Below are 23418 nucleotides of genomic sequence, written 5' to 3'. Positions count from 1 at the left end.
TGCTGATTCGAAACATGCTATCGAACGAAAGTGCAGCTGGCGGATGATGTATCCCATCTCGCCCTTTTCCAGGCTTGTCGCGTTATATTCGCGCACTTTGTAACAGAATTCAACTTCAGATTACCACGGGGCCTCATGGCGACGGGCAGACAAGGCCGCGCCTTGTTCTTTTCTAAAGCCGGGCGGTGAAAGCCTCTCGCATCGCCGGTGGAATATTGAGCAATGCAAGCGCTGCGACAAGCTCATCGATCCAGCCGGGCTGGAAAGCCGAAGGTCGGGCAAAATTGTCCTTGCCACTGAAGAAATGCTGGACGGCGTGAAAGCCAAGCGCCCTGTAAACCTCGAACTGCTCCTCGCTAAAAAACTGGTCGAGGGTCGTCTCGTGTGGGAACGTCGGGTTCCGCCTCTTGTAGTCCATGATGTAGTCGTTCTCGTCGCCGGTCAGCGACGATTTGATGTAAAGCAATATGCCCCTTTCGTCCTCGCCATACTCGATGATTCCGACGGCGATGTGGGGTCCTGCGGATTCGACCGAAGCGGCGACGTTCGGTGCCAAATGCTCGGCCACTTCCAGGGTTTTCCTCTGTATATCCTGCCACGGAAGCTCGATGCGGACGCCAAGGTCGATACGCGCCATGATCTGAAGCTTTACGAAGGATTCGAAGGTCATGCTTGGATCGGCGTCGGCGTCGACTGCCACAATGACCTTGCAGCGTCGGCGCAGCAGTTCGTATATGCCGAGATTTTCGATGTGGCCGCCATCGGTCAGATAGACATTCAACTTCTTCTCGTCCAAACGGCCGGCGGTTTCATTGGCAAAGTACCACGTGCCGAAATTCGACCACCATCGGTTCCACCAATGACAGAATGCGTCGAGTCTTGCCGGGTTGGCAAGCCAGTAGCCCAGACGGACGTTGAGCAGGGAAAGGCTGAAGGTCAGGATCCGGATGGTATGGCTGCCCATATTCGCCGAGGCGGCGGCGCCGGATGTGGCCATCGCCGTTGCGAGCGTGAGCGACGGCACGGTATCTTCCATATCCTGGGTCGCCACATAATGCGTTGCCTGGCTGCCGACATGCAGTGGACTGAAGATGAAGCTGTCGGCATTGCGGCCGCGCTTGTTGAGGTTCTTCGATCCGATCAAATTGATCGTCGTGTTGACGAGAAGATAGGGAGAATAGGCAGCCCCCTCGGACCAGCCGTCGCTTGCGGCATCAAAAGGTTTCAGCGATGAAAACTTCCAACCGTCGACATCGACCGACGGCTTGTTCTTCTTAAGGAGTGCGCGCTCAAACAGAAAAGCCCGGCTGAGACGGTCCCGATAGAGCTGGTTGAGCGAGTTGGAATTGGGGCCGATGAAAAGGCAGGCGAAAGCGAGCCCCAATGCGATCCATAGGTAGAACGAGCCGATTGCTCCCAGGCGGCCGATCACGGGGAGGCAATGCGCGACAAGGAGAGACAGGTCGGACAGCCATGTGGGAGCGACTGGCGCAGGCGGATCGGCGCTGGCCGCACCGATCGCAGGCGTTATCGCCCAAAAGCTGAGGTAGAGATAGGAAACCCACAACAGCAACGGCACGACGATAGCCGAGAGATAGAGCGCGATGCGGCTCGCATATTTCTGCAGCATCGCCGTCCAGGTCGCCTCCCCGAGCGTCGATTTTGCGATGTTTGCCAGCTTCTGCGCCGCGCCGATCAGAACAATGGCCGTTGGGATCAGGGCGCTTGTCAACGCAGGCACGATATGCGCGATCGCCAGAAGGACACTTTTCAAGTTGCCGTCCTCCAGGCCGGTAACCGCAGCCGAACCGGCATCTGTCTTTTCGAACATGCCGCTGAGGATCAGCGGCTGCAGCTCGATGAGAAACGCAAGGGCGATGGCCGCCACCAGCCAGCCAAGGATCCGCGCAAGCCTTTCGCGCGCCGCCAACTGGCTTGTCTGAAAGGTCAGGGAGGTCGTGATTGCGCTTGCGAACATCAGGATCGAGACGGCGATCAGAACATTGACCGTCAAGGTGAAGGCTTCCATGCCGCTGACGGTGACGAGCGGAAGCCCGTCGAGCGGAAAGCCGAAGATATCCGGCTGCCCAAGATCGATTGACCGCGGATTGCAAGCGACGGTCAGCACCGCCAGAAAGAGCAGGCCAGGCAGGACGATCAGCGCGTTTACGAGCAATCCGCGCATCAAAAGCGCGGCGCTGGTCAGATAGTCGATCAATCCGTTCGGGACGAGGAAGTTCGAATAGTTTCGCAGATGTTGAATTTCCGGCGTTTCCTGAGCGTCGAGTTTGCTGGCGAAGGGAAACGTATAGGGCTCCTGCATCATGCCTGAAACGATCGAGGTGCCGATGTAGCCGCCGCCGGACACTGTGGAGAGATAATCGAAGGCGTCGAGAACGCGCGGTTCACCGTCATGCGAGAGCGAGTCCAGCGCCTGTGAAGCGCCCAAGCAAAAGGCCGCGGAACGGATACCGCCGCCGGAAAACGAAAGCCCCGTCAGGTTGCTGCCCGTCTCCATTCTTACCGTGCCACGCTTGTCCGCGCCGACGTGGTCTTGCGACAGTTTTGCCGCACGACGAGGGATATGAAACCGTGCGCTATCCTCACTCGCCGCTCGCTCGGTGCGATGAGCTTTCGCACCGCCATTCTGAAGTGACTGACGGCGGAAATTGATGACATCCAGTTCGCGTCTAAAGATTGCTTCGAAATCCAGCTTCATGTGCCCCACCCAATTGCCAAGAATGGTTGCCACTCAACAGAAATGCGCGCTGCAACTGTATCAGAAATATTTCGCGGCCCAGGAAGCATTTTCCTTTGCACCGCATGCACGGCCCCATCAGGACGTGCGAGACTGATCATCCATGTTCGTCACTTCCCGATGGAGCGATGACGTGGACGACCTCCACCTCCGATGCTCATCAATGCGTGGGAGCCGGCTCTGCTTCAGACGCTTCCTGCTTGTGATGGTCCGCAGCCAATAGCATGTAGACAGCGGGCACCACGAAGAGCGTGAACAATGTACCGATAGCCAACCCCGTTGCGATCACCAACCCCATATTGTAGCGGGAAGCCGCGCCAGCGCCGGTGGCCAGGATCAGCGGCACCACGCCCAGAACCATGGCGCCGGTCGTCATCAGGATCGGACGCAACCGGATGCCGCAGGCGCCCTCGATTGCCTCGCGCTTGGACTTTCCGGAAGCCTGCAACGTGTTCGCCACCTCGACGATCAGGATGCCATGCTTGCTGATCAACCCCATGAGCGTCACCAACCCGACCTGCGTATAGATGTTCATGGTCGCGCCGCCGACACCAACGCTTATGAACGCGAGTGCGCCTGCTATCGACATCGGCACCGACACGAGAATGATCAGAGGGTCTCGGAAACTGTTGAACTGAGCCGACAGCGCCAGAAAAACGATGATCAGCGCGAGACCGAAGGTGGTGGCCATGCCGCTGGATTCCTGCACGAACTGGCGCGACTGGCCGCCATAGTCGACCGTATAGCCCTGCGGCAGGGTGCGCGCCGCGATCGACTTGAGGGTATCAAGAGCATTGCCGACGGCGACGCCCGGTGCCGGCACGCCGGAGATGGTGGCAGAGTTCAATTGCTGGAAATGCGCGACCGAGCGCGGGGTTGCCTGGAGTTTCGCCGTAGCGATTGCCGAAAGCGGGATCTTTTCGCCGTTCACGCTTGCGATCGGATAATTCATGATCTGATCGATGGTCTGGCGTGAGCGTTGCTCCACCTGCGGGATGACCTGGTAGGAGCGGTTGTCGATGCTGAAATAATTGACGTAGCCGCCGCCCAACATGGAGGAGAGGGCCGCACCGACTGTGTTCATGGATAGCCCAAGCGCCGACGCCTTGCTGCGGTCGATCTGGATCGAATATTGCGGATTGTCGATGTAGAGATCCTTTGTCAGGAAGATGAACTGACCGGATTTCTGCGCCTCCTGCAGGAAGGTGTTGGATACCTCATTCAGCTGGTCGAAGCCGCTGGTGCCACCGATGGCGAACTGCACCGGCAAGCCGCTGGCGCCAGGCAGCGGCGGTATCTGGAAGACCACTGCCTGGCCGCCGGCAATTTTTGCCATGTCGGCCTGCACCAATGGCTGCAGATCGTTCGCCGTTCTCGTGCGTTGATCCCATGGCTTCAGCACCATACCCTCGAAGGACGTGCCTGGCGCCTCGACCTGCAGGGTCTTGTCGGTCTCCGGGAAGCTCTTGAAGATCTTGGTGACCTGATCGGAATTAAGCAGTTTCTGTTGAAGCGTCGCGTTGGGAGCGTTGGTGACCTGCGCACCAAGGAAGCCCTGATCCTCGTTAGGGGCCAGCTCGTTCTTGGCGCTGGAATAGAGGAAATAGATGCTGCCCAGAACGATGGCAGCGAACAACAATGTCACCGGTACCGTGTTCAAGCTGCCGTGCAGCATGCGCGTATAGGGCCGATGGATCTCCGAGAAGCGGCGGTCGATGAAATCCGAGACACGCTCCTCCCAGCCACTGCGGTCGGTCAGATGCGGCTTCAGGATGCGCGAGCACATCATCGGCGTCAGGGTCAACGCGATGATCATCGAGACGGTCACGGCGCCGACCAGCGTGAAAGCAAATTCCGTGAACAGAGCACCGGTCAGGCCGCCCTGAAAGCCGATCGGCACGTAGACGGCGATCAGCACCACGGTCATGGCCAGGATCGGCCCGACCAGTTCGTGCGCAGCGGCCAGCGCCGCCTGCATCGGTGCGGCACCCTCCTCGATGTGACGGTTGACGTTTTCGACGACGATGATGGCGTCGTCGACCACAAGGCCGATGGCCAGCACCAAGGCGAGCAATGTCAGAAGGTTTATCGAGAAGCCGAAGACCAGCATCATCGCGAACGTGCCGACCAGCGACAACGGTATGGCGACGATAGGAATGGCAACCGAACGCGGCGAACCGAGAAATGCGAACACCACGAAGATGACGATAACCAAGGCTTCGAGCAGGCTTTTCACGACCTCCTCGATCGACGTCGTGACGAAGGTACTGGAATCGTAGACGATATAGCCCTCGAGCCCCTGCGGCAGTTGCTCCTGAATGCCCGGGAACACCGCACGCACGCCCGCGATCACGTCGAGCAGGTTTGCCGTCGGTGCGATCTGGATACCCATAAAGACACCGGTCTGCCCATCGAACCCGACCTGGACGTCGGTGTTCTGCGACCCGAGCACAACGGTAGCGACATCCTTCAGGCGCACGGTTGCGCTGCCGATCTGCCTGACTACCATCTCGTTGAATTCGTCGACCGAATGCAGGTCGGTCCGTGCGGTGAGCACTGTCTGCGTCATCTGTCCGCGCGTGGTGCCGATGCCGGAAATATAGTTATTGGCTGCAAGTGCGGTCCCCACATCGCCGGCCGTCAGCCCATAGGCGGCCAGCTTGTCGGGTTTCAGCCAGGCCCTCAAAGCGAACGTTCTGCCGCCAAGAATTTCGGCTGTCTGAACACCGTTGACCGTTTGCAACTTAGGCTGGACCACGCGCGACAGATAGTCGGTGATCTGGTTCCCGGCCAGAACATCGCTGCGGAAGCCGATATACATCGCGTCGATCGACTGGCCGATGGAAACCGACATGATCGGCTGCTGCGTGCCCGTCGGCAGTTGATTGAGAACCGAGGACACCTTGGCGTTGATTTCCGTCATTGCCGCATCCGCATCATAGTTGAGGCGCAGGTTGACGGTGATGGTCGACGTACCGCTGGTGCTCGTCGAGGTCATGTAATCGATGCCGTTGGACTGGGCGATGGCGTTTTCGAGCGGCGTCGTGATGAATCCGGCGATCACGTCGGGTGCGGCACCCGGATATGTGGTCGTCACCGTGACGACGGCATTCTGGGTCCGTGGATATTGGCGCACGGTCAGCGTGCGGAACGACTGGTAGCCGATCACGATAATCAACGCGCTCACCACCAGGGCAAGAACGGGGCGGCGGATGAAGATGTCGGTGATATTCATCGTCACGCCTCAGTTGGGATTTGCAGGATTGGCATTGGGATCGTTCGAAGGCTGCACCTCATTGTTGATAATGACAGGCGAGCCGTTGTTCAGTTTCAGCTGGCCGGAGGTCACCACGACGTCACCTGCGTTCAACCCCTTGGTCACCGCAATCTGATCGCCCCGCGCCTGCCCGGTGGAGACGAACTTCTGGTTGGCGACGAGCTGCGGCTTTCCGTCCGCGCCGTTGCCTTTGTCGGTCACGATATAGACGACGTTGCCGTAAGGGTTGATGGTGACGGCGGTCTGCGGCAGGGAGATATAGTTTTGCGGCTCTCCGACGACGACAGACACGTTGCCGAACATGCCCGGCAAAAGCCTGCGGTCGGGATTGGCGAAAGTCGCCCGGATGGTGAGATTGCGGCTCTGGCTGTCCACCAGCGGGCTGATCGCCGTGATCTTGCCGTCGAAGGTCTGGCTGCCATAGGCGTCGATCGTTGCAGTCACCGCCTGGCCGACCTTCAATTGTGACAGAGCCTGCTGTGGCATCGAGAAATCAAACTGGATCGGGTCGAGCGACTGCAAGGTCACGACTGCGGTTCCGGCCGCCAGATATTGACCGAGGCTGACCAGCCTGACGCCGAGGTGCCCATCGAAGGGGGCACGTATGGAATATTGGTCTATCAACGCCTGCTGGGAGGCGACCTGCGCCTGCGCAGCCTTCCAGGTTGCCAGATCGCTGTCGACCTGGCTTTGCGCGATGGTGTTCGCCTTGATAAGCTTGGAATCGCGATCATAAGCGATCTGCGCATTCGCCGCCGACGCCTGGTATTGCTGCAGCGTGGCAATCTGCTGATCGGCAAGCAACTGCACGATGAGATCGCCATTCTTGACGTCCTGGCCATCCTGAAAACCGATCTTCTGCACGATGCCCTGGACCTGAGCCGAGAGATTGGCGCCCTGGACGGCATTGAAGCTGCCTATGGATTGCAGTGTTGTCTGCCATGGGCTCATTGCAGCCGTAATTGTCGAGACGGTCTGCGGCGGCGCCTTGAGATTAGCCAGATACGCCGCGATCATGCGGTTCTTGAATGCCTGAAAGCCGAAAATCCCGCCCAGGATCAGGCCTATGACGATCAACATGATCACCATGCGTTTTATCATGATTGCAAACTCTACTCTTCAGGGACGGAAGGGAAGAAGATCTGATTGGCATCGGCTCTGGCGCGTCTCACCGAAAACGTCTCTCCGTGGGCGTGGTGGCGAGCGCGCCGCCAGCCGCATTCAGAGCCTGCACGACGGCCGATGGTGATATGGATCGGTGGGGTCGAGTGGACAAAGGCGTGTGCATCGAAAGGCGCCGCAGACCAACATCTCCCGCGCGCTGAAGGCGAGGTTTACTCGGCCATGATCGAAGCAGATCCCGTCGATCTCGACCATCCTCACGCAAACCGGACCAGTCAAACCTCATCAGCAGGCCTCCGTTTCCGATCGAGCACGATTTGTCTCGGTCATATTCACGATAACTGATTCAGTATGCCGCGACCATATCGAGGAGCCTCGAAACTATCTCCAGCGAAGTCAACCTTTGTTGACCTCAGTTGTTGCAGGTCACTTCATCCGAAATGCGATGGTTGCTGTCCATTTCAGGGCAAAATGGATGATCGGCGACACGAAGTCCATGCGGCGGATTTGCTCGTTTTGAAAGGTCTTCCAAGACATTTCGCTGGAAATACAGATACCAGGCAAGAGGAACGGCGCCCAAGGGTATTCGAGCGATGTCGCGCTGTTCAAACTATGGAAACAGAAGAAAAGCAGCCGCTAGGCCGCCCCAATTGTTGTTAAGCAGTCGGCAAATCAGGGCTCTAACCCACGGGAATGGCGACCAGCGCCGGGTCGTCGGCCGGCGGCAAGGGCGGCAGCGGAAAACACGGCTCACCGATTACCTGAACACCGATCCCGAGCACACTCACCTGTTCGACATTCGACGTGCTCCCAGTCGTGGTCTGTGGAGCCTGCATCAGAAGAGGTCCCAGGAATGCGTCGTTGCGGCTTTTACGCCTGTGGCAAACATTCAATTTACAGCCGCTTCATTTGCGGATATATATTGTCCTTAATAAGGAGCATCGGCGCCCCGCCGGCATCAAGTGAGCTAGAATGATCCTCAAAAGCCAGGTCGAGTGGGCGTTGCATTGCTGCGCTATTCTCGCAGGTCTGCCGCAAGGGCGGTATCTTTCCACGAAAGCCTTGGCCGAGCTCCATGGCCTGCCGAAGGAATATCTTTCCAAGGCGTTGCAGAGCCTATCCCAGGCATCGCTGGTCGAGACGACGCTTGGGCCGAGCGGCGGTTATCGCCTGGCAAGACCGACTTCGGAGATCAATTTTCTCGATATCGTCGAGGCGGTGGAAGGGAAGTCGCGCACCTTCACCTGCTCCAATATCCGGGCAAACAACCCCTGCCGTCCGAAAGATTTCTGCGACAGCAAGCCCTGCTCGGTTGCACGCGTCATGTGGCAGGCCGACGAGGCCTGGCGCAACACGTTGAAGAGCGTTAGCCTCGCAGACCTCGTTGAGACCCTGTCGGAAGACGTCCCGGCCGACATCTGGAAAAACACCTTCGAGTGGGTTTTGCAGCGCGCCGGGTAAGACATCCATGGCCTGTTTCAACGGCCGAAGATCATTCGCATCGCCTTCAGCATCCTCAGCGTGCGTCGCTCCCGCTCATGCGGCAGCGCGTGCTCTGGCAGATGTCCGGTGTGCCGCGAAAGATGGGCGGCGATCTCCTCGGCAAGAGCGGGGCGCGCTGCAAACAGCGGTTCGAAGGCCGGTTGGCCGATGTCGTAGACCGTCACCCGCGTCAGCGCCTCCAGCGTGAAGGCCTCTTCCATGCCGGCTAACAGGCCAGTTTCGCCGAAGTAGTCGCCAGGCGAAAGCCGTTTCAGCTCCCGCCCCTCCTCGCGCATCACCACTATTCCTGCGCGGATCATCATCAGCGACGGCAGCGTCTGCCCCTCCTGCACGATCACATCGCCCTTTTGGAATTCGCGCGTGACTGCCGCGTCCGCCAGGCTCTCCTGTTCCTGCGGTGTCAGGCTTGTAAAGATCGGGATCGCCCGGATGAGATCGAGTGGCGTCACTTCCGGCGGCTTCGCCGCCTCCTCGCTCGGAAGTGCCGCCACCACGGCGGTGACGGCCGGCGGCATGGCAAGCAGCAACCCGGCCGACTTGCAATGACGATAGAAGAGATCGATGACCTCGTTTCTCGCCCGGATGCGCACGGACGAACTCGTCACGCGAAACTGCAGCTCGATCTCCAGCGCGGTCGCATCCACGCCCTTCAGCGCCACGAGGGGCGGCGGCTCGCGGAGGATGGTGTTGCAGCCGGCAAGAACCGTGCACATCACATCCTCGACGATCGAAGGCATTTTGGTCGGGGCGACGCGGAACGTCATGGTGACGAGATGCGTCTCGTCGGGCTGGCTGACATTGGTGAGCGCAAGCTTGGCCAGCAGACTGTTCGGAAGGATGGCGATATTGTTGGCGCCGGTCAGGATGTGGGTGGAGCGCCATGTGCTGGCGATCACCCGCCCTTCAATTCCGTCGCCAAGCGCGATCCAATCTCCGAGTGAATAGGGCCGGCCGATTGTCAGCGCAATGCCGGAGAAGACGTCGCCGAGCGTATTCTGCAGGGCAAGGCCGAGGACGATCGCGACCACGCCCGAGGTCGCGACCAGCGTTCCGATCGGCACACCGAAGACGAAAGCGAGAACGGAAAGGGCGACGCAGAGATAGACCAGGCCGACGACAATATCCTGTAGCAGGCGAGCTTCGCGCGGGCGCCCCTCCAGCACCAGATAGATGCGTACGAAACCGATCAGCGCCCACGAGAGATGCAGCCACCAGAGGGATTTCGCCAGGATGACGTTGAGCGAACGGGCATCGTCGGTGCCATAGCCCTCGAAACTGTTGGGGGCGATCTTGCCGTTGAGAAGAATGGCAGTCATGACGCCGAAGAAGATGATCTGCACCACGAGCCGTGTATAGGCCGAAGCGCGCGGGATCAGATGCCAGACGAGGATTCCCGCAAGGCCCACGCCGATCAGCGAGGTAAGAGGTGAACTGGCTACCACATCGGGAAGCAATTGCGACACAGCGAGCTCCTCTCCTGCACTTCAAAGAACGCCGCACCCACGCAGAGCCAGTGCGGCGCGCTTTCAGCACTCACTTCTTAAGGGGATAGGTGAGCTCTTTCTGACTGGTATCGACGACGAAGACGGCCAGCAGCTTGGCGGGCGCGGTCTTGCTGTCATTGGCGCTGACGCCGTGGCGGTCGCCCGGCATTTCGGAAAAGCTTTCGCCAGCCTTATAGACTTTCACCGGGCCGTCATTGACCTGGCTTTTGATCGCTCCTTCAAGAACCGTGGCATAGATGAAGGCCGAGCTCGGATGGGTGTGACCCTCGGAAAAGCCGCCCGGCCCGTATTCCACGAGGATGCCCTTGATGCTCTTGCCGGGAACGTTCGGCAGTTCGTGCTCGTAGACGAGGCTGACTTTGGCGGCGTGGTTGTCGTCTGCCTTCGCAGCGCCTGCGGCGGCGAGCAGCATGCTGAGTGCGATAAGTTGCGTTCTGAACATCTCGATCTCCTTTTGGTGAATAGCATGCCAGGCAGCTAAACCGCCGGGCACGCGGGGTTACATCAAAGATTGCAGTTCACTTCGGCTGGCCGGCCTTGGCGAACCATTGCTCGAAGGTGATGTGGCCGAGGCGCGGATTGTTGTCGGAAACGAGCGAGCCATCGTTCAGTTTGGCGCCGAAGTAGCGAGCCTCCGGATCTGCCTCAACCTTGCGGGCATCGCCCATTGCTTTCAGATAGCGAGCAACAAGCTCGTTCAGCCGGACGCGCTCAGGCCCCGAGATCTCCAAAATCCCATTGATCGGCTCGGCTGTCGCAACGGCGGCCATATTGTCCGCCACATCGTCCGAGGCGATCGGCTGGACGTAGGCTGGCGACAGATGCACGGTGTCCCCGATCGTGCCGGACTGGGCGATGCCACTGAGGAATTCCATGAATTGCGTCGAGTGGACGATGGTATAGGGAATGCCGGCCCCCCGGACGATCTTTTCCTGAGCGACCTTGGCCCGCATATAGCCGCTGTCAGGTATGCGATCGACGCCGACGATGGAAAGCGCGATGTGATGCTTGACGCCGGCGGTCTTCTCGGCGGCAAGCAGGTTGCGGCCCGAGGTCTCGAAGAATTCGAGCACGGCCTTATCCTCGAAGGACGGCGAGTTTGCGAGGTCGATGACGACGGAGGCGCCGGCAAGCGCTTCAGCTAGTCCCTCGCCGGTGATCGTATTGACGCCGGTGTTTGGAGCGGCGGCAATGACTTCATGGCCTTGCTTGCGAAGGCGGTCGGCTGTCTTTGAACCGATCAGGCCGGTTCCGCCAATGATAACGATTTTCATAAGCTTCTCCATTCGCGGCCGCTCAACGCGCCGCATTGTCCATTCGTTTCTGGATGGTGGTTGTGGTTCAGGCCGCGTAGATCTTATCGGCCAACAAGCGTCAGTAGTCCCAGAAGGCCGGTACCCAGCGAAAGGCATCGCCATCGACCGCCACCCGACCAACGGAGGGGAATGGCAGGTGAGTGGCTACCAGCTGCTCGCCAGTCGCCGCCAGTTCCTGCAAGAGACGGATCCGAACGCGAGCCGCCTCTTCGGGGTCGTGTTCGAAACCGTTAAACCAGTCGGGGTGGTCGAACCCGACCGTGAACACGGCGTCGCCGGCAAACGTCAGCCGATCGCCGCCGGATGCCAGGCGGACCACGCTGTGTCCGGGGGTGTGGCCGCCGGTGCGATGGACAACCACCCCAGGCGCCACCTCGTACTCATCATCGAACAACCGCAGTTGGCTGCCGTACTCTTTCGCGAACCGCTTGGCGGCCAACCGAAGCGCATCCGGGAAGCCTGGCGGCATGGAGACATGGGTGAAGTCGGGCGCCTCCCAGAATTTGACCTCGGCGGCCGCGACGTGAATCCGCAGGTCCGGACGCAGCCGGTCCTTTACCCCGTCGACGAGCAGCCCGCCGATGTGGTCCATGTGCATGTGGGTAAGCACCACGTCGGTTACGGACGCAAGATCGATACCGGCGGCCTCCAGTCGCTTGATCAACTGCCCGGCCCGCGGCAAGTTCAGGTTCGGGTCCAATCCCAGTCCAGCATCGATGAGTATGGTCTGCTCGCCGCTGTGCACCACGACCACGTTCAGCGACCAGTCGAAAGCGTCCGGCGGCAAGAACATGTCGTTCAGCCAGGCCGCCCGGACGGCCGGGTCGGCGTTGTGCGCCAACATCGTGGTGGGGAGCGGCAGCACTCCATCGCTGATCACCAGCACCTCGATTTCGCCGACGCGCACCGCGTAGCGTGATGGAACCAGCTCGTCCTTGGCTGGCTTACCGGGATGGGAGATAGTGTCTACGGTCATGTCTGTCTCCTGTGGAACACGGTCTTGGAACCGGGCAGGCCGGTTACACCGATAATGACGGTTGTCGTAAGATGTCTTCTGTCGCAGCTGCCCATGCGGACAGGCATTATTTGATGGGTCCTCGGGCGAGAGGCTTAGTTCAGGCCGGCCTTGTCGAGACCATAGGCCTTGTCGGCCGAACCGGGCACGGCCTTGAAGGCGATGCTGGCACGGTTCCAGGCGTTGATCGCCATCACGAGGAAAGTGAGATCGGAAATCTCCTTTTCCGAAAGCTGGCCGCGCACACGCTCATAGATTTCGTCCGGCACGCCGCCTTCCGGCAGCTTCGTCAGCGCTTCCGTCCATGCAAGTGCCGCGCGCTCGCGGGGCACGAACAGGTTGGATTCGCGCCAGATGGCGATGTGGTAGAGGCGCAGTTCGGTCTCACCGTGGATCTTGGCTTCCTTGACATGCATATCGAGGCAGAAGGCGCAGCCATTGATCTGCGAAGCGCGGATCTGCACGAGATCGTGGATCCTGTCCTCGATCACGCTGTTCTTCAGCGCCATGCTGAATTCCATGAATTTCTTGAACAATTCGGGGGACTGTTGGGCATAGTTCAAACGCTGGGTCATCGTCTCTCTCCTATTAAGGATATTATCTATCCTTATGGATATAAAATATCCGTAATTGCTGGACTGTAAAGCCTTCCCGGCCTATGCTGCGTGCATAAGGCTTATGTCGAAAAGTATGGGGGACAGCGAAATGGATATCGTTTCGGCGTTGCGCACATTTCTGCGGGTAGCGGAAACCGGCTCGTTTTCCGCCGCAGCCGCCGATCTTAATCTGACGCAGCCGGCGGTATCGCGGCAGGTTGCGGCGCTGGAAAAACACTTCAATACGAGGCTTCTGCACCGCACGACGAGCGGCCTGTCTCCGACGGCGGAAGGCGAGCGCGTACTGCCGATCGCGCTGCGGATCTTGGGCAATGTCGACGATCTTGGCGACGCCCTATGCCCGGATGGCACGCGCACATCAGGGAAGGTGAAGCTCGCCCTGCCCGCTCCCCTCGGCCTTCTCGTCAGCGACCGGCTGGTGGACCTGCTCAGCGCGCACCCGAACCTGTCGCTCGAACTCGCCTTCCGGGAGCAGGCCTCCGCTCTCATCGAAGAGGGTATCGATCTCGAAGTACGCATCGGCGCCGTGGCCGACAGCAGCCTCATCTGCCGCCGTATCGGCTGGACGACGGCATTCCTCGTCGCAGCTCCGTCTTACATCGCTCGGCGCTCGCCGCCGAAGGTCCCTGCCGATATCTCAGCCCATGACTGCATCTGCTACGCCAGGGGCGGCCACGGCCGCGCCTGGCTTTTCTCCGATGGATCCGAGGATATCGCGGTGCCGATATCGCCGCGGCTGGTGGCGGACAATGCCCTCTCCATCCACCGCGCCGCCCTTGCGGGTGCCGGCCTTGCCATCCTTTCCCACATCATCGCCGTGCCGGATATATACGCCGGCCGGCTGATCCACTTGATGGAGGACTTCCCCCCGGCAAGGCTGCCGATCTACCTCGTCTACCCCTCGCGCCGGAACATTCCCCAACGCGTCAAGATCGTCCTCGATTTCCTGACCGCCCTCATCGATGCCGATCCCTCCATGTCGGAGCGAACCACCACGACGCCCTGCGAGACGCCGCATATGCCGGCGGCATGACTGCACCGTGGAAGGGCTCGCCTGGCCATCGGAAAGAAGGACTTGGCGTTTGCGTTCATGACGCTGTCCCACTCGTCCTCGGAGGTTTCGTGGACTGACCTCGAAATGATGAAGCCTGCGTTGCTGACCAGACCGTCGACAGGCCCAAACTTGCTCTCTGCGAAATCATAGATGGTGTTCACATGGTCCGATTTCGTGACATCGCCAGCGATCGAGGCCACCTCGTCTGCGCCACTCGCCGCGAGCTCCAGAACGTTGGCGACAGATCCGTTGCGCAGACGCGCGCGCCCGTTGCCGCGAGCTTGCTGACGACCGCGCGACCCATGCCGCCGGCAGCGCCCGAGACCACGATTGTCCTGCCAGCCAGATCCAATGGCATGATGCTTCCTTCTCCCACCTAGACGGCCGTATTTGCCGCGGCAAGTCGCTGCGGATTTGGTCGAAAATCAACACACGTCTGGTCCGTATGTTCTGACAGGCGTTTCGCATTTTTGCGCCGCCATTGTTCAGGCGTCTGTCAGGCTCTTGCGGCATGTCATGGAAACTTCACAGAAGGACGGGCTGAAAGAGCAATGACTGTATTTCGCAAGGTGGCCCTCGCCGCCCTTGGCGCCATCGGAATTCTGGGCGCGAGTTGCGCGGCTTATGCTGGCCTTCTGCAGGCCACCGGTAACTTTCATTCGGTGATTGATGGCCAATTTTACCGCTCGGCTCAGCCAACATCCGATGAGCTCATCTCCTACATACGGACACACGGAATCAAGACAGTCATCAATCTGCGCGGAACGCATCCGGGTGCTGCGTGGTATGACGATGAAGTCACGACGGCTCGTGGCCTTGGCATAACGCATATCGATTTTGGTATGTCGGCTTCGAAAATTATCTCGCCTGAAAAGGCGCAGCGGCTTGTCGAGTTGATGGCCTCGGCCCCGAAACCCATCCTTATTCACTGCCTCTCGGGTTCTGATCGCAGCGGTTTGGCCGCAGCACTTTATGTCAGGAAGATTGCCGGGTTGGATGAGGCCAGAGCTGAAGAGCAACTATCCTTCTATTATGGGCATGTGGGCATACCCGTAGTTTCAGCGGCCTACGCAATGGACAGGAGCTGGGAGGATGTCGAGGCTCAGGACAAAAAGCAGGCGCGGGCCGAGCTTGTAAACGGTGCCACTGTGCGATAGCGACGGAAGCTGAGCGGCGACTTTTTTGAAGTGAATGCGTCCAGCTGGGCGTCGATGGTAGCTCGCAGGCCTTCGGCACGACCGAGAGACGCATCAGGCTGGTCTTGTCCGCTGCCCATCCAGCAACGTCGCTGGCTAGAGATACCCCTCGGGCACGCTGGATCATCGGCAACAAGAGAAAATTGAGATCGGATAATATCGTGCGACAGGTTCAGGCTCTTGGGGCCACACACAAGCACACTGTCATGCGCCTTTTTGTCGTTGGCATGATATGCGCGCTTCTCGATTTTATGGCTTTCGTGGTGCTGATCAGAGTTGGCATCGACCCGATGAAAGCTCACGTTCTGAGCTTCGTCTGTGGTGTTCTCTTATATTTTGTCTGCATTGCGACCGGGATCTTGGCGCGGATCGATCCCGCTGTGGACAGCAATTCCAGTTCGCAGCAGCTGGCAATTTTCCTCTTCCTGAGGCTTTTGACGCTCAGTCTGAGAGGCGGAATCTTCGTTGTCGCAATGACAACCCTCAATCTTCCGGTCGTTCTTTCCGGCGCCTCCGTGGTGCTTGCAAGTGCTGCCATTGGTTTGCTGGGCGACACGCTTTTCTTATGGCCGACCATATCCATTGAAAGGCGAAAGCTGTTCGCGGCGGTTGGCCTCATCATCTATCTTCTTTCACTTCGCCTCGTATTTCTCGGTTTCGCCAACCTTCTGCCTGAAGAGGCCTACTATTGGAATTATGCGCAGCATCTGGACATCGGTTATCTTGATCATCCGCCGATGGTCGCATGGTTGATCTGGCTGGGAACCACGGTCTTTGGAGATAACGAGTTCGGTGTTCGCGTCGGCGCATATATTTGTTGGCTGTTGACCGCCGGTTTTTCCTTCTATCTCGCGCGGAATCTCTTCGATAAGGCGACGGCAATAGCGTGCGCTCTGCTGGTTGCCGTGCTCCCATTTTATTTTTCAACCGGCTTTCTGATGATGCCGGACGCGCCGCTGGCTGCAGCATGGGTGGCCACGCTGTATTTTCTGGAGCGAGCTCTCCTTGGTGAGAAGCGTCTTGCCTGGTTCGGGGCTGGCCTGTCGTTTGGTATAGGCCTGCTGTCGAAGTATACGATACTGCTATTGGGGCCGGCAGCGTTGCTGTTCGTTTTGATCGACCCGAGATCGCGCCGATGGCTTGGTCGAAGAGAGCCATATCTTGCCGCTGCAATCTCGGCCCTGTTATTTTCGCCAGTGGTTTACTGGAATGCAACGCACCAATGGATGTCCTTCGCATTCCAGGGGTCGAGACGCGTGGGTGAGGCATTTCAATTCACTTTGCCATCTCTCATCGTCAGCGCCGCTGTTCTATTGACCCCCACCGGCCTCATCGCCGCGGCCGCCAGCCTGAAGGAAAATGTCTCTGCACTCCGATCACGACCAGGCGCGACCAGAGCGCTTTTCGTTCTCCTCTTCACGCTTATCCCGCTTAGTGTGTTTGTTCTCTTCAGCCTTTTCCATGAGAACAAGCCGAATTGGACCGGCCCTCTGTGGCTCGCGGTCCTTCCCTTCATCGCATCCGTGCTTGCCCGAGCGGCAGGAGAAGAGCGGTGGCTGGGACGGCGCCTGAGACGCGCATGGATACCGACGATCGGAATCACAACGGCTGTTTATGCGGTGCTTTTTCATTACGTGGTTCTGGGTTTACCCGGGGTCGGCTACATTCATAACATCCGCACATTACCGGTCGCGTGGAGCGAATTCGGCGAGGCGGTCGGCGCAATTGAGGCCACGGTAGCCAAGGAGAATGCAGCTCCCGTCGTGCTGATCGGTACGGACAACTACTTCCTTGCCAGCGAAATGGCCTTCTATGCGCGCCAAGCACAGCGCATTCGAGACAATTCAATAGGGCTGAGCGCCATTGGCGGCAGCAGTCTGATGTATGACGTCTGGCATCCGGCCAAAACAGTGCGAGGAAGTACAGCAGTGCTCGTTTCCCTGAAACGAAACGAGTTGGAGCAAGACGACATCCCTCGATACTTCTCGCGTCTGACCGACATTCAAGAGCAGGTCGTGCGAAAGAACGGCGTCGTCGTTGGGAGCTTCTATTATCGCGTGGGTTTTAATCTTGGTGGTTGCGAGAATGCAGGCATGCAGTGCGTCTCGTCGTCGGGAGGCTAAACATTTCCTGTGCCGGCTACATGTGCTATGGGTGGATAGGTCCCAAATTTCGACGCGAATTCAGAGTATTGTCAGGTGATCGTGGCATATAGGCGATATCGAAGTCGCTCCGGCGTCATGGCGGGCCAATGGGCGAGGAAGATTCGTGGGAGCAAATTGGCTTCATGAGCCGCTGAAGCGGTCGCATGTGTTCGGCTCGAACCTTCCGCGAATTCGTCGACAGGACTCGCTCTTCCCTCCAAGGAATATTAGACCCATATGACTTCATCTCGTTTGGCTCCCATCAGCGCATGGCCTGGGGATTTGGCAATCTTAAAGAGCGAAATCCCACGGCAGGAGGGCTTTGAGCTCTCCATCGTCATACCGACCTTCAATGAACGTGAAAACATCGTCCCGCTCATCGAACGCCTTCGGGCTGCGCTTGTCGGTATCGCATGGGAGGTGATTTTCGTTGATGACGATTCAAGCGACAAGACCGTGGATGTCGTGCGAAGCCTGTCTCTAACCGATCGGCGTATCCGAGGGATCCGACGGATCCATCGGCGCGGACTTGCCGGTGCTTGCCTAGAGGGCATTCTCTCGACATCGGCGCCTATCGTTGCCGTTATGGATGCTGATCTGCAGCACGATGAAACACGGCTGGTAGCCATGCTTGCCATGATGCGCAGCAATCGGACCGATCTGGTGGTTGCAACGAGATATGGCGGGGAAGGCTCGTCGTCTGAGGGGTTCACTGGCGTCCGCCAAGTGGGAAGTCAGATGGCCATCCGGATTGCCAGGCGTCTGCTGAGGATCGAGACGTCCGATCCGATGAGCGGGTTTTTCATGGTCAAACGCGCGCTGATCGACGAGCTTGCTCCGAAGCTCTCGCAGCAAGGCTTCAAGATCCTGCTGGATATTATAGCGTCATCGCCCGTTCCCTTGAAAATTGGGGAGATTTCATACGTGTTTCGGCCGAGGATTCACGGCGAGAGCAAACTGGATGCATTGGTGGTATTCGAATATCTTGGGCTCCTCGTCGCAAAATGGTCGGGCGATATTATCTCCTCGCGAATGCTATTGTTCGGCTTGGTCGGCCTTAGCGGTGTTGTCGTTCACCTGACTATCTTGCGGCTGCTGCTGCTGGGCGGGCTGGAGTTTCCGGTCAGCCAGGCTGCCGCCATGTTGGCCGCAGTCGTCTCGAATTACACGTTCAACAATGCCCTCACATATAGAGATCGACGCCGCCGCGGCGTGCGATTCCTGACAGGCTTGATGTTGTTCTCGGCATTTTGCAGCATTGGAGTTCTCGCAGGGACCGGTGTGTCGTCACTTTTTTACAGTCGGGAGCCGCAATGGTGGCTCGCCGGCCTGGCGGGAGCCGTCATTGGTGCAGGCTGGAACTATATTACCAGCTCCATGATTACCTGGCGGCGAGCAGGCTGATTGGAGGCTTCGGCTTAATCTGGACAGGGACACAGGATGAGCGGAGTTGTGGACCTACCTATGAGGGCAATCGACAACACGATTTCGTGCCAGGTTGCCACAGCGGCGGTACGGCATTGACGATGGTCGGAAGCGCCAAGTGTTTGCGGTGCAGATGAAAAAGGTGAGCGATCGGGCCCATTGATTGCTAACCCCGGGTCATCTCTGAGGTTCTAGGAATAGGCCGCCTCATGGAAATCGATCTCCAAGCGTTGCACCAGTCCGAAAATCATGCTCAGGCGTTTGCGCTCGGCGGCATCCAGCGTCTCGCCGGCTTCGTCCAGCACGGTCTTCAACCATCGCGCCTGCGCCTCGAATGCCGGTTCGGCGTGGAGCGCAACCCATTCCTTCAGAAGCGGATCGTTGATCGTGCATCTGCTGGCGGTCTTCGACCAGGTCCAGTACATCCATTCGGCGGCAAACATCGCCGCAATCGTATCGAGGAAGCCGCCATTGCGCGCGATCGCCAGCATCCCGTCGCGGAAAGCGGCGACATCCTCGCGGCTGGTGTCATAGCTGGCCGGATCAATGCCACGGACGACGAAGGTCTTTTCGAAATAGGCGATCTGCTGATTGGCTAAAGCGTCGAGCACGCCGATCAGCCAGCGCTTCTGCGCCATCGTCTCCGCTTTGGCGGTGGCATAGGCGAAGATCGCGATCGCGGTATCGACAAAGGCGCCTTCGAAAACCAGATAGCGCTCGAAAGCGGCGACTGGCAGTCGATCAGCCTTGATGTCCTCGACAAATCGATGATGAACCATGGCATCGAATATATCGCGGTTTTCTTCGAGCATCTGGTCGGAGAGGCTTTGCATCATTTGCTCACGCCTCCAGGCCGGGTGCAGCAGCGGCCACAAAAGCTGCGACGCGGGCTGGATCGACTGGGCTCCACCAGACACCCCCCTCTTTGAGCGAGGAGGCAACAATGACGCCGTTCGTACGCCTGAGGATTTCAACGATATTGTCCTTGGTGACGCCGGATCCGACGAGCAGCGGCAGATGCGTTGCCGCGCCGATTTCCTCGATCTCTTCAATCGTCGCGCTATTGCCCGTTCGCTGGCCGGTGGCAATCACCACGTCGGCATCGAAGAAGGCAAGATCGCGCGTCAATTCATCGATCGTCCGGTCTGCGGTGATGGCATGCGCGCCATGCTTCACGTGGCTGTCGGCAAAAACCCTTATATGCTCGGCGCGCAGCAGCGACCGATAACGCATCGCCTCGGCAGCCCGGCCCTCCATAAAGCCCTCATTGGCGACATAGGCATTGGCCCATTGATTGACGCGGATGAAGCGCGCGCCTCCGGCCATGGCAATCGCGAAGGCGGGGATAGGCGCATTGGCAAGCACATTGATGCCAAGCGGCACACCGACGGCACGGGCAATGCGATCCGTGATAACAGACATGAAGGCGGCCGTCTCGTGTCCAATGTCTTCGGGCTTGGAGAAGGGAATATCACCGTGGTTTTCAATGATCAGCCCATGCATGCCACCTTTGACAAGCGCTTCCGCATCGCGCATGCAGGCGTCATAGATCGTGTCCATCGCGGCACTGCGATAACGCGGCGCGCCCGGAAAGGCCGGGCAATGAATCATGCCGATCAGCGCCTTGTCAGTCCCGAATATTTCCCTTATGGCGCTTGAAGCTCTGTCCGATATCAGTTGCATTTCTCTTTCCCTTCCGAAGGTGTGCCATGCGTGCCTATGTCATCGGTAACGTCGCCATCGACGAAACCATATCCGTATTATCGATGCCCGAAGCGGGCGCCTCTATCCTTGGTCGGGAGGAAACCCGCGACCTAGGCGGCAAGGGCGCCAACCAGGCAGTCGTGATGAGCCGGACCGGCCTCTCCACGACGCTCGTCGCAGCTGTCGGCGAGGATTTTCGCGCCCAGACGATCCGCGACCAGCTTGCCGGAGAAACCCTGCATGCCCGGCTGTCGGGCAGTCCTGCCCGCTCCAGCGACTTTTCCATCATCTTCACCACTCCCGACGGCGAAAACGCCATCGTAACCACCACGGCTTCCGCCGAAGCGCTGTCCCTTTCCGAGGCTCTTGCGCCGCTGGACGACGCCGCAGCCGGCGACCTCGTCGTGTTGCAAGGCAACCTCAGCCAGGATGTCACCCGAGGCATCCTTACCGAAGCAAGGCGCCGCGGGCTCACCACGGCCTTCAACCCCTCGCCGCTTCGACCCTACTTCACCGACCTCTGGCCGCTGATCGACATTGCCTTCCTCAACAAAGGCGAGGCGGAAAGCTTGACCGGATCCTCGGGCGAGAACGCCATTCGCCACCTTGCCGAAGCCGGTGTTGCCCAGACCGTTCTGACGCTCGGCGGCGAAGGTGCGATCCTTGCACATGCAAACCAAATCGTCGCAACCGTCCCCGCGCTTACCACTGACGTCGTCGACACGACCGGTGCCGGCGATACATTCATGGCCATCGCCCTCGCCTCGGCAGCGCTCAGAAACGCCGCGCTCGACATCAGGGCTATCGGCCATGCGACGGCGGCTGCGGCCATTACCGTCAGCCGGCGGGGAACAAGATCCGCATTCCCCAGCCGCCAGGAGCTTGCCGACATTCTTGCCGGCGGCTGAGCCTACGACCTCTCGGTCAGCCAACCGAGAATGTTCTTCCAAAGGCGTCCGTAACCCTCCCATTCGCAGAAGGCCGGCGATAGCCAGTGCGGCCCGATATCCGACGTCCACGCAGCCGTGCGGCCCTTGCCGAATTTGCCTGTGACGAGCAGCGGATGGCCGCCTTGGTCGTCCGGCAGGCGGGCAATGACTTCGATGTCGGCCCGTTCCCGCACCTCGACCTCATTGACACCCAGGAGCAGAGGCCATTCCTTCGGCATGCCGGTGACGGTCGCATGATCCGGCTTTTCGATGACGGCCATGGTCCCTTCCGGGATTTCGACGCGGTCGTCATAAGGCAGGCATGTGACCGGCAGCACATCCTCGACGGCGGTGCGACGCCAGCGGGCCTTGCCGTCGATCCCCTGGAACGAAAAGTAGCCGCCGACCATCAGCAGGCCGCCGCCCTTCTCGACCCAGGCCTTGAGCAGCTTCAGGCGGTTCGGCACGGTCTTGGAATGCAGCCAGACGTCCGGTGGCAGAAGAAGAGAATTCGCACCGATATCGGAAAGGATGATGGCATCATAGACGTCAAGTCCCGCCATCTCGAAGGGCAGCTTTTCGACCGCTTCGTGGGCGGGCATATAGGTCAACTCATACTCGCTGCCTGCGAGAGCCTTGACGAGCGGCTCGGCGCCGAGATGAAAAGTGACGCTTCCGAATTGGTCGAACCCTTTGTAGTGCGTCGCCGAACTGACCCAGCTTTCGCCGACCAGAAGAACCTTCTTCGTCATGATGTTTCCATTTCTGTTTTTTCTTGATGGTTAGATCGTCGCTTCGAAGACCGACCGTGGATTGGCGCGCATGAAAATGTCGAGCATCTTGTCATCCAAGCCGTGACGCTTCAGTCGCGGCAGGAAGTGGCGCAGGATATAGGCATAGCCGTTGCCGCCATAATGCTTGAGCATCATCTTCAAGAAGACGTCGTGCGACAGCAGTATCCGGCCGGCATGGCCCATCTCGACCAATTTGACGATCGCGCGGGCCACCTCCTCATCGCTCGGGCACTGCACCTGCTGGTCGGCATAGAAGAAATCCATGCCGATCATGTCGTATTCGAGGAAGGCGCCGCGGGCGGCCAGCTCCGACTGATAGGTGAGATCGTCATGCGACGGGTTCATGTGGCAAAGGACGGTATGCCTGAGATCAGCGCCCTCGGACGAGACGATGTCGAGGACCTTGTGACCCAAACGAAACCAGCCGGGCAAATGCACCATGAGGGGCAGGCCGGTGCGTGTCTGCGCCTGCGCTGCGCCACGCAGCGACTTTTCCTCCTGCGCGGTAAAGTCGGAAGAGACGCCGATCTCGCCGATGAGGCCGATCCTGACATCGGTATTGTCCGCCCCGACCGTGGCTTCAAGGACGATTTCGTCGGCGATATCACCGACCGACATGTCGGCGACCCTTGCCGGATGCGAGGAGCCGAGATAGAAGCCGGCCCCCATGACAATGTTCAATCCCCTCGCCTTCGATATGCGCCGCATCGCCAGCGGATCCCGTCCGATGCCCTGGCAGGTAGGTTCGACGACGGTCTGGCCGCCAAGCCCCGCGAAATCCTGAAGCTCGGTGACAGCAAGCTTTTCATCATCGAGCGTAATATTATGCTTGTTGACGAAGGGATCCTGCCGAAGCTCACTCAAGATTTCCATGCAGACGAAGCCTTCGGCAAGGTATTGCCGTTCGGGCGTCTTCGGCGCATGCCACCAGCAGCGGCAATCGTTGAGGATATGCTCGTGCATCAGCGTGACGCCGAGGTCGGATACCGGAATTGGTCCGTCCACGGTCATTACCATGCCGGAGCGCACATGACCTGGTGAAAGCTCGTCGATCTTCAT

At 59.1% G+C, this 23418-nt stretch carries 20 protein-coding genes and 1 pseudogene; 6 read left to right on the top strand and 15 right to left on the bottom strand.

Annotation, left to right across the window (positions count from 1 at the left end):
* Positions 1-172: 172 nt before the first annotated feature.
* From GA0061101_RS25375 to GA0061101_RS39535, 4 genes are all read right to left on the bottom strand, one after another.
* Complete coding sequence (locus tag GA0061101_RS25375; RefSeq protein ID WP_092575513.1) at positions 173-2719, bottom strand: patatin-like phospholipase family protein; 2547 nt, start codon at positions 2717-2719, stop codon at positions 173-175.
* 199 nt (positions 2720-2918) lie between these two features.
* Complete coding sequence (locus tag GA0061101_RS25370; protein ID WP_047552690.1) at positions 2919-5993, bottom strand: efflux RND transporter permease subunit; 3075 nt, start codon at positions 5991-5993, stop codon at positions 2919-2921.
* A gap of 9 nt (positions 5994-6002) precedes the next feature.
* Entirely contained in the window at positions 6003-7124 is a 1122-nt protein-coding gene (locus GA0061101_RS25365; RefSeq protein WP_234903964.1) for an efflux RND transporter periplasmic adaptor subunit, read from the bottom strand.
* Between the two features lie 713 nt (positions 7125-7837).
* On the bottom strand, positions 7838-7993 hold the full coding sequence (locus GA0061101_RS39535) for a hypothetical protein (RefSeq protein ID WP_162732605.1): 156 nt from the start codon (positions 7991-7993) through the stop codon (positions 7838-7840).
* 136 nt (positions 7994-8129) lie between these two features.
* On the opposite strand from GA0061101_RS39535, the gene GA0061101_RS25360 reads away from it, so the two are divergent.
* Positions 8130-8618, top strand: a complete 489-nt coding sequence (locus GA0061101_RS25360; RefSeq protein ID WP_037197063.1) for an RrF2 family transcriptional regulator — start codon at positions 8130-8132, stop codon at positions 8616-8618.
* A 17-nt stretch (positions 8619-8635) separates the two neighbouring features.
* Here the strand turns inward: GA0061101_RS25360 and GA0061101_RS25355 are convergent, their stop codons facing one another.
* From GA0061101_RS25355 to GA0061101_RS25335, 5 genes are all read right to left on the bottom strand, one after another.
* Positions 8636-10114 carry a cyclic nucleotide-binding domain-containing protein gene (locus tag GA0061101_RS25355; RefSeq protein ID WP_092575583.1) on the bottom strand — a complete coding sequence of 493 codons (1479 nt, stop codon included), beginning with the start codon at positions 10112-10114 and terminating at the stop codon, positions 8636-8638.
* A 79-nt stretch (positions 10115-10193) separates the two neighbouring features.
* On the bottom strand, positions 10194-10607 hold the full coding sequence (locus GA0061101_RS25350; RefSeq protein WP_047552693.1) for a cupin domain-containing protein: 414 nt from the start codon (positions 10605-10607) through the stop codon (positions 10194-10196).
* A 76-nt stretch (positions 10608-10683) separates the two neighbouring features.
* Positions 10684-11439 carry an SDR family oxidoreductase gene (locus tag GA0061101_RS25345; RefSeq protein ID WP_092575510.1) on the bottom strand — a complete coding sequence of 252 codons (756 nt, stop codon included), beginning with the start codon at positions 11437-11439 and terminating at the stop codon, positions 10684-10686.
* Between the two features lie 100 nt (positions 11440-11539).
* A complete protein-coding gene (locus GA0061101_RS25340) occupies positions 11540-12457 on the bottom strand; it encodes an MBL fold metallo-hydrolase (RefSeq protein WP_037197068.1) in 918 nt (305 codons plus the stop codon).
* 134 nt (positions 12458-12591) lie between these two features.
* Positions 12592-13071 carry a carboxymuconolactone decarboxylase family protein gene (locus tag GA0061101_RS25335; RefSeq protein WP_047552696.1) on the bottom strand — a complete coding sequence of 160 codons (480 nt, stop codon included), beginning with the start codon at positions 13069-13071 and terminating at the stop codon, positions 12592-12594.
* Between the two features lie 130 nt (positions 13072-13201).
* On the opposite strand from GA0061101_RS25335, the gene GA0061101_RS25330 reads away from it, so the two are divergent.
* Positions 13202-14146, top strand: a complete 945-nt coding sequence (locus GA0061101_RS25330; RefSeq protein WP_092575580.1) for a LysR family transcriptional regulator — start codon at positions 13202-13204, stop codon at positions 14144-14146.
* Positions 14147-14175: 29 nt separating this feature from the next.
* Here GA0061101_RS25330 and GA0061101_RS40320 read toward each other — a convergent pair.
* Positions 14176-14397, bottom strand: a pseudogene (locus GA0061101_RS40320) (SDR family NAD(P)-dependent oxidoreductase); the annotation flags it as partial.
* Positions 14325-14525, bottom strand: a complete 201-nt coding sequence (locus tag GA0061101_RS40315; protein ID WP_244655272.1) for a hypothetical protein — start codon at positions 14523-14525, stop codon at positions 14325-14327. The pseudogene GA0061101_RS40320 and the gene GA0061101_RS40315, both read right to left, overlap by 73 nt.
* Positions 14526-14718: 193 nt before the next feature.
* On the opposite strand from GA0061101_RS40315, the gene GA0061101_RS25320 reads away from it, so the two are divergent.
* The 3 genes from GA0061101_RS25320 (at position 14719) to GA0061101_RS25310 (ending at position 18911) form a co-directional block, all read left to right on the top strand.
* The gene (locus GA0061101_RS25320; RefSeq protein WP_080760435.1) at positions 14719-15324 is read left to right on the top strand and encodes a dual specificity protein phosphatase family protein; all 606 of its coding nucleotides are present in this window, start codon (positions 14719-14721) and stop codon (positions 15322-15324) included.
* 245 nt (positions 15325-15569) lie between these two features.
* On the top strand, positions 15570-17486 hold the full coding sequence (locus GA0061101_RS25315; protein ID WP_141694119.1) for a glycosyltransferase family 39 protein: 1917 nt from the start codon (positions 15570-15572) through the stop codon (positions 17484-17486).
* Positions 17487-17744: 258 nt separating this feature from the next.
* Positions 17745-18911 (top strand): glycosyltransferase, encoded by a 1167-nt coding sequence (locus tag GA0061101_RS25310; RefSeq protein WP_092575504.1) that lies wholly within the window; start codon positions 17745-17747, stop codon positions 18909-18911.
* Between the two features lie 212 nt (positions 18912-19123).
* On the opposite strand, the gene GA0061101_RS25305 is transcribed toward GA0061101_RS25310, so the two are convergent.
* Both GA0061101_RS25305 and GA0061101_RS25300 read right to left on the bottom strand, forming a co-directional pair.
* Positions 19124-19768, bottom strand: a complete 645-nt coding sequence (locus tag GA0061101_RS25305) for a TenA family protein (protein ID WP_092575501.1) — start codon at positions 19766-19768, stop codon at positions 19124-19126.
* A gap of 4 nt (positions 19769-19772) precedes the next feature.
* Positions 19773-20615: a BtpA/SgcQ family protein gene (locus GA0061101_RS25300; RefSeq protein WP_092575498.1), complete on the bottom strand. Its 843-nt coding sequence runs from the start codon at positions 20613-20615 to the stop codon at positions 19773-19775.
* Between the two features lie 26 nt (positions 20616-20641).
* On the opposite strand from GA0061101_RS25300, the gene GA0061101_RS25295 reads away from it, so the two are divergent.
* Positions 20642-21544 carry a PfkB family carbohydrate kinase gene (locus tag GA0061101_RS25295; protein WP_092575495.1) on the top strand — a complete coding sequence of 301 codons (903 nt, stop codon included), beginning with the start codon at positions 20642-20644 and terminating at the stop codon, positions 21542-21544.
* A 2-nt stretch (positions 21545-21546) separates the two neighbouring features.
* Here GA0061101_RS25295 and GA0061101_RS25290 read toward each other — a convergent pair whose 3' ends face one another.
* On the bottom strand, positions 21547-22317 hold the full coding sequence (locus GA0061101_RS25290) for a glutamine amidotransferase (RefSeq protein WP_092575492.1): 771 nt from the start codon (positions 22315-22317) through the stop codon (positions 21547-21549).
* A gap of 30 nt (positions 22318-22347) precedes the next feature.
* Positions 22348-23418 (bottom strand): phosphotriesterase family protein, encoded by a 1071-nt coding sequence (locus GA0061101_RS25285; protein WP_208865029.1) that lies wholly within the window; start codon positions 23416-23418, stop codon positions 22348-22350.

Origin of the sequence: Martinezella lusitana, assembly GCF_900094565.1 — a bacterium.
In the GTDB taxonomy this organism is placed as follows: Bacteria; Pseudomonadota; Alphaproteobacteria; order Rhizobiales; family Rhizobiaceae; genus Rhizobium; species Rhizobium lusitanum.
This window is presented reverse-complemented; position numbering and strand designations above follow the sequence as displayed.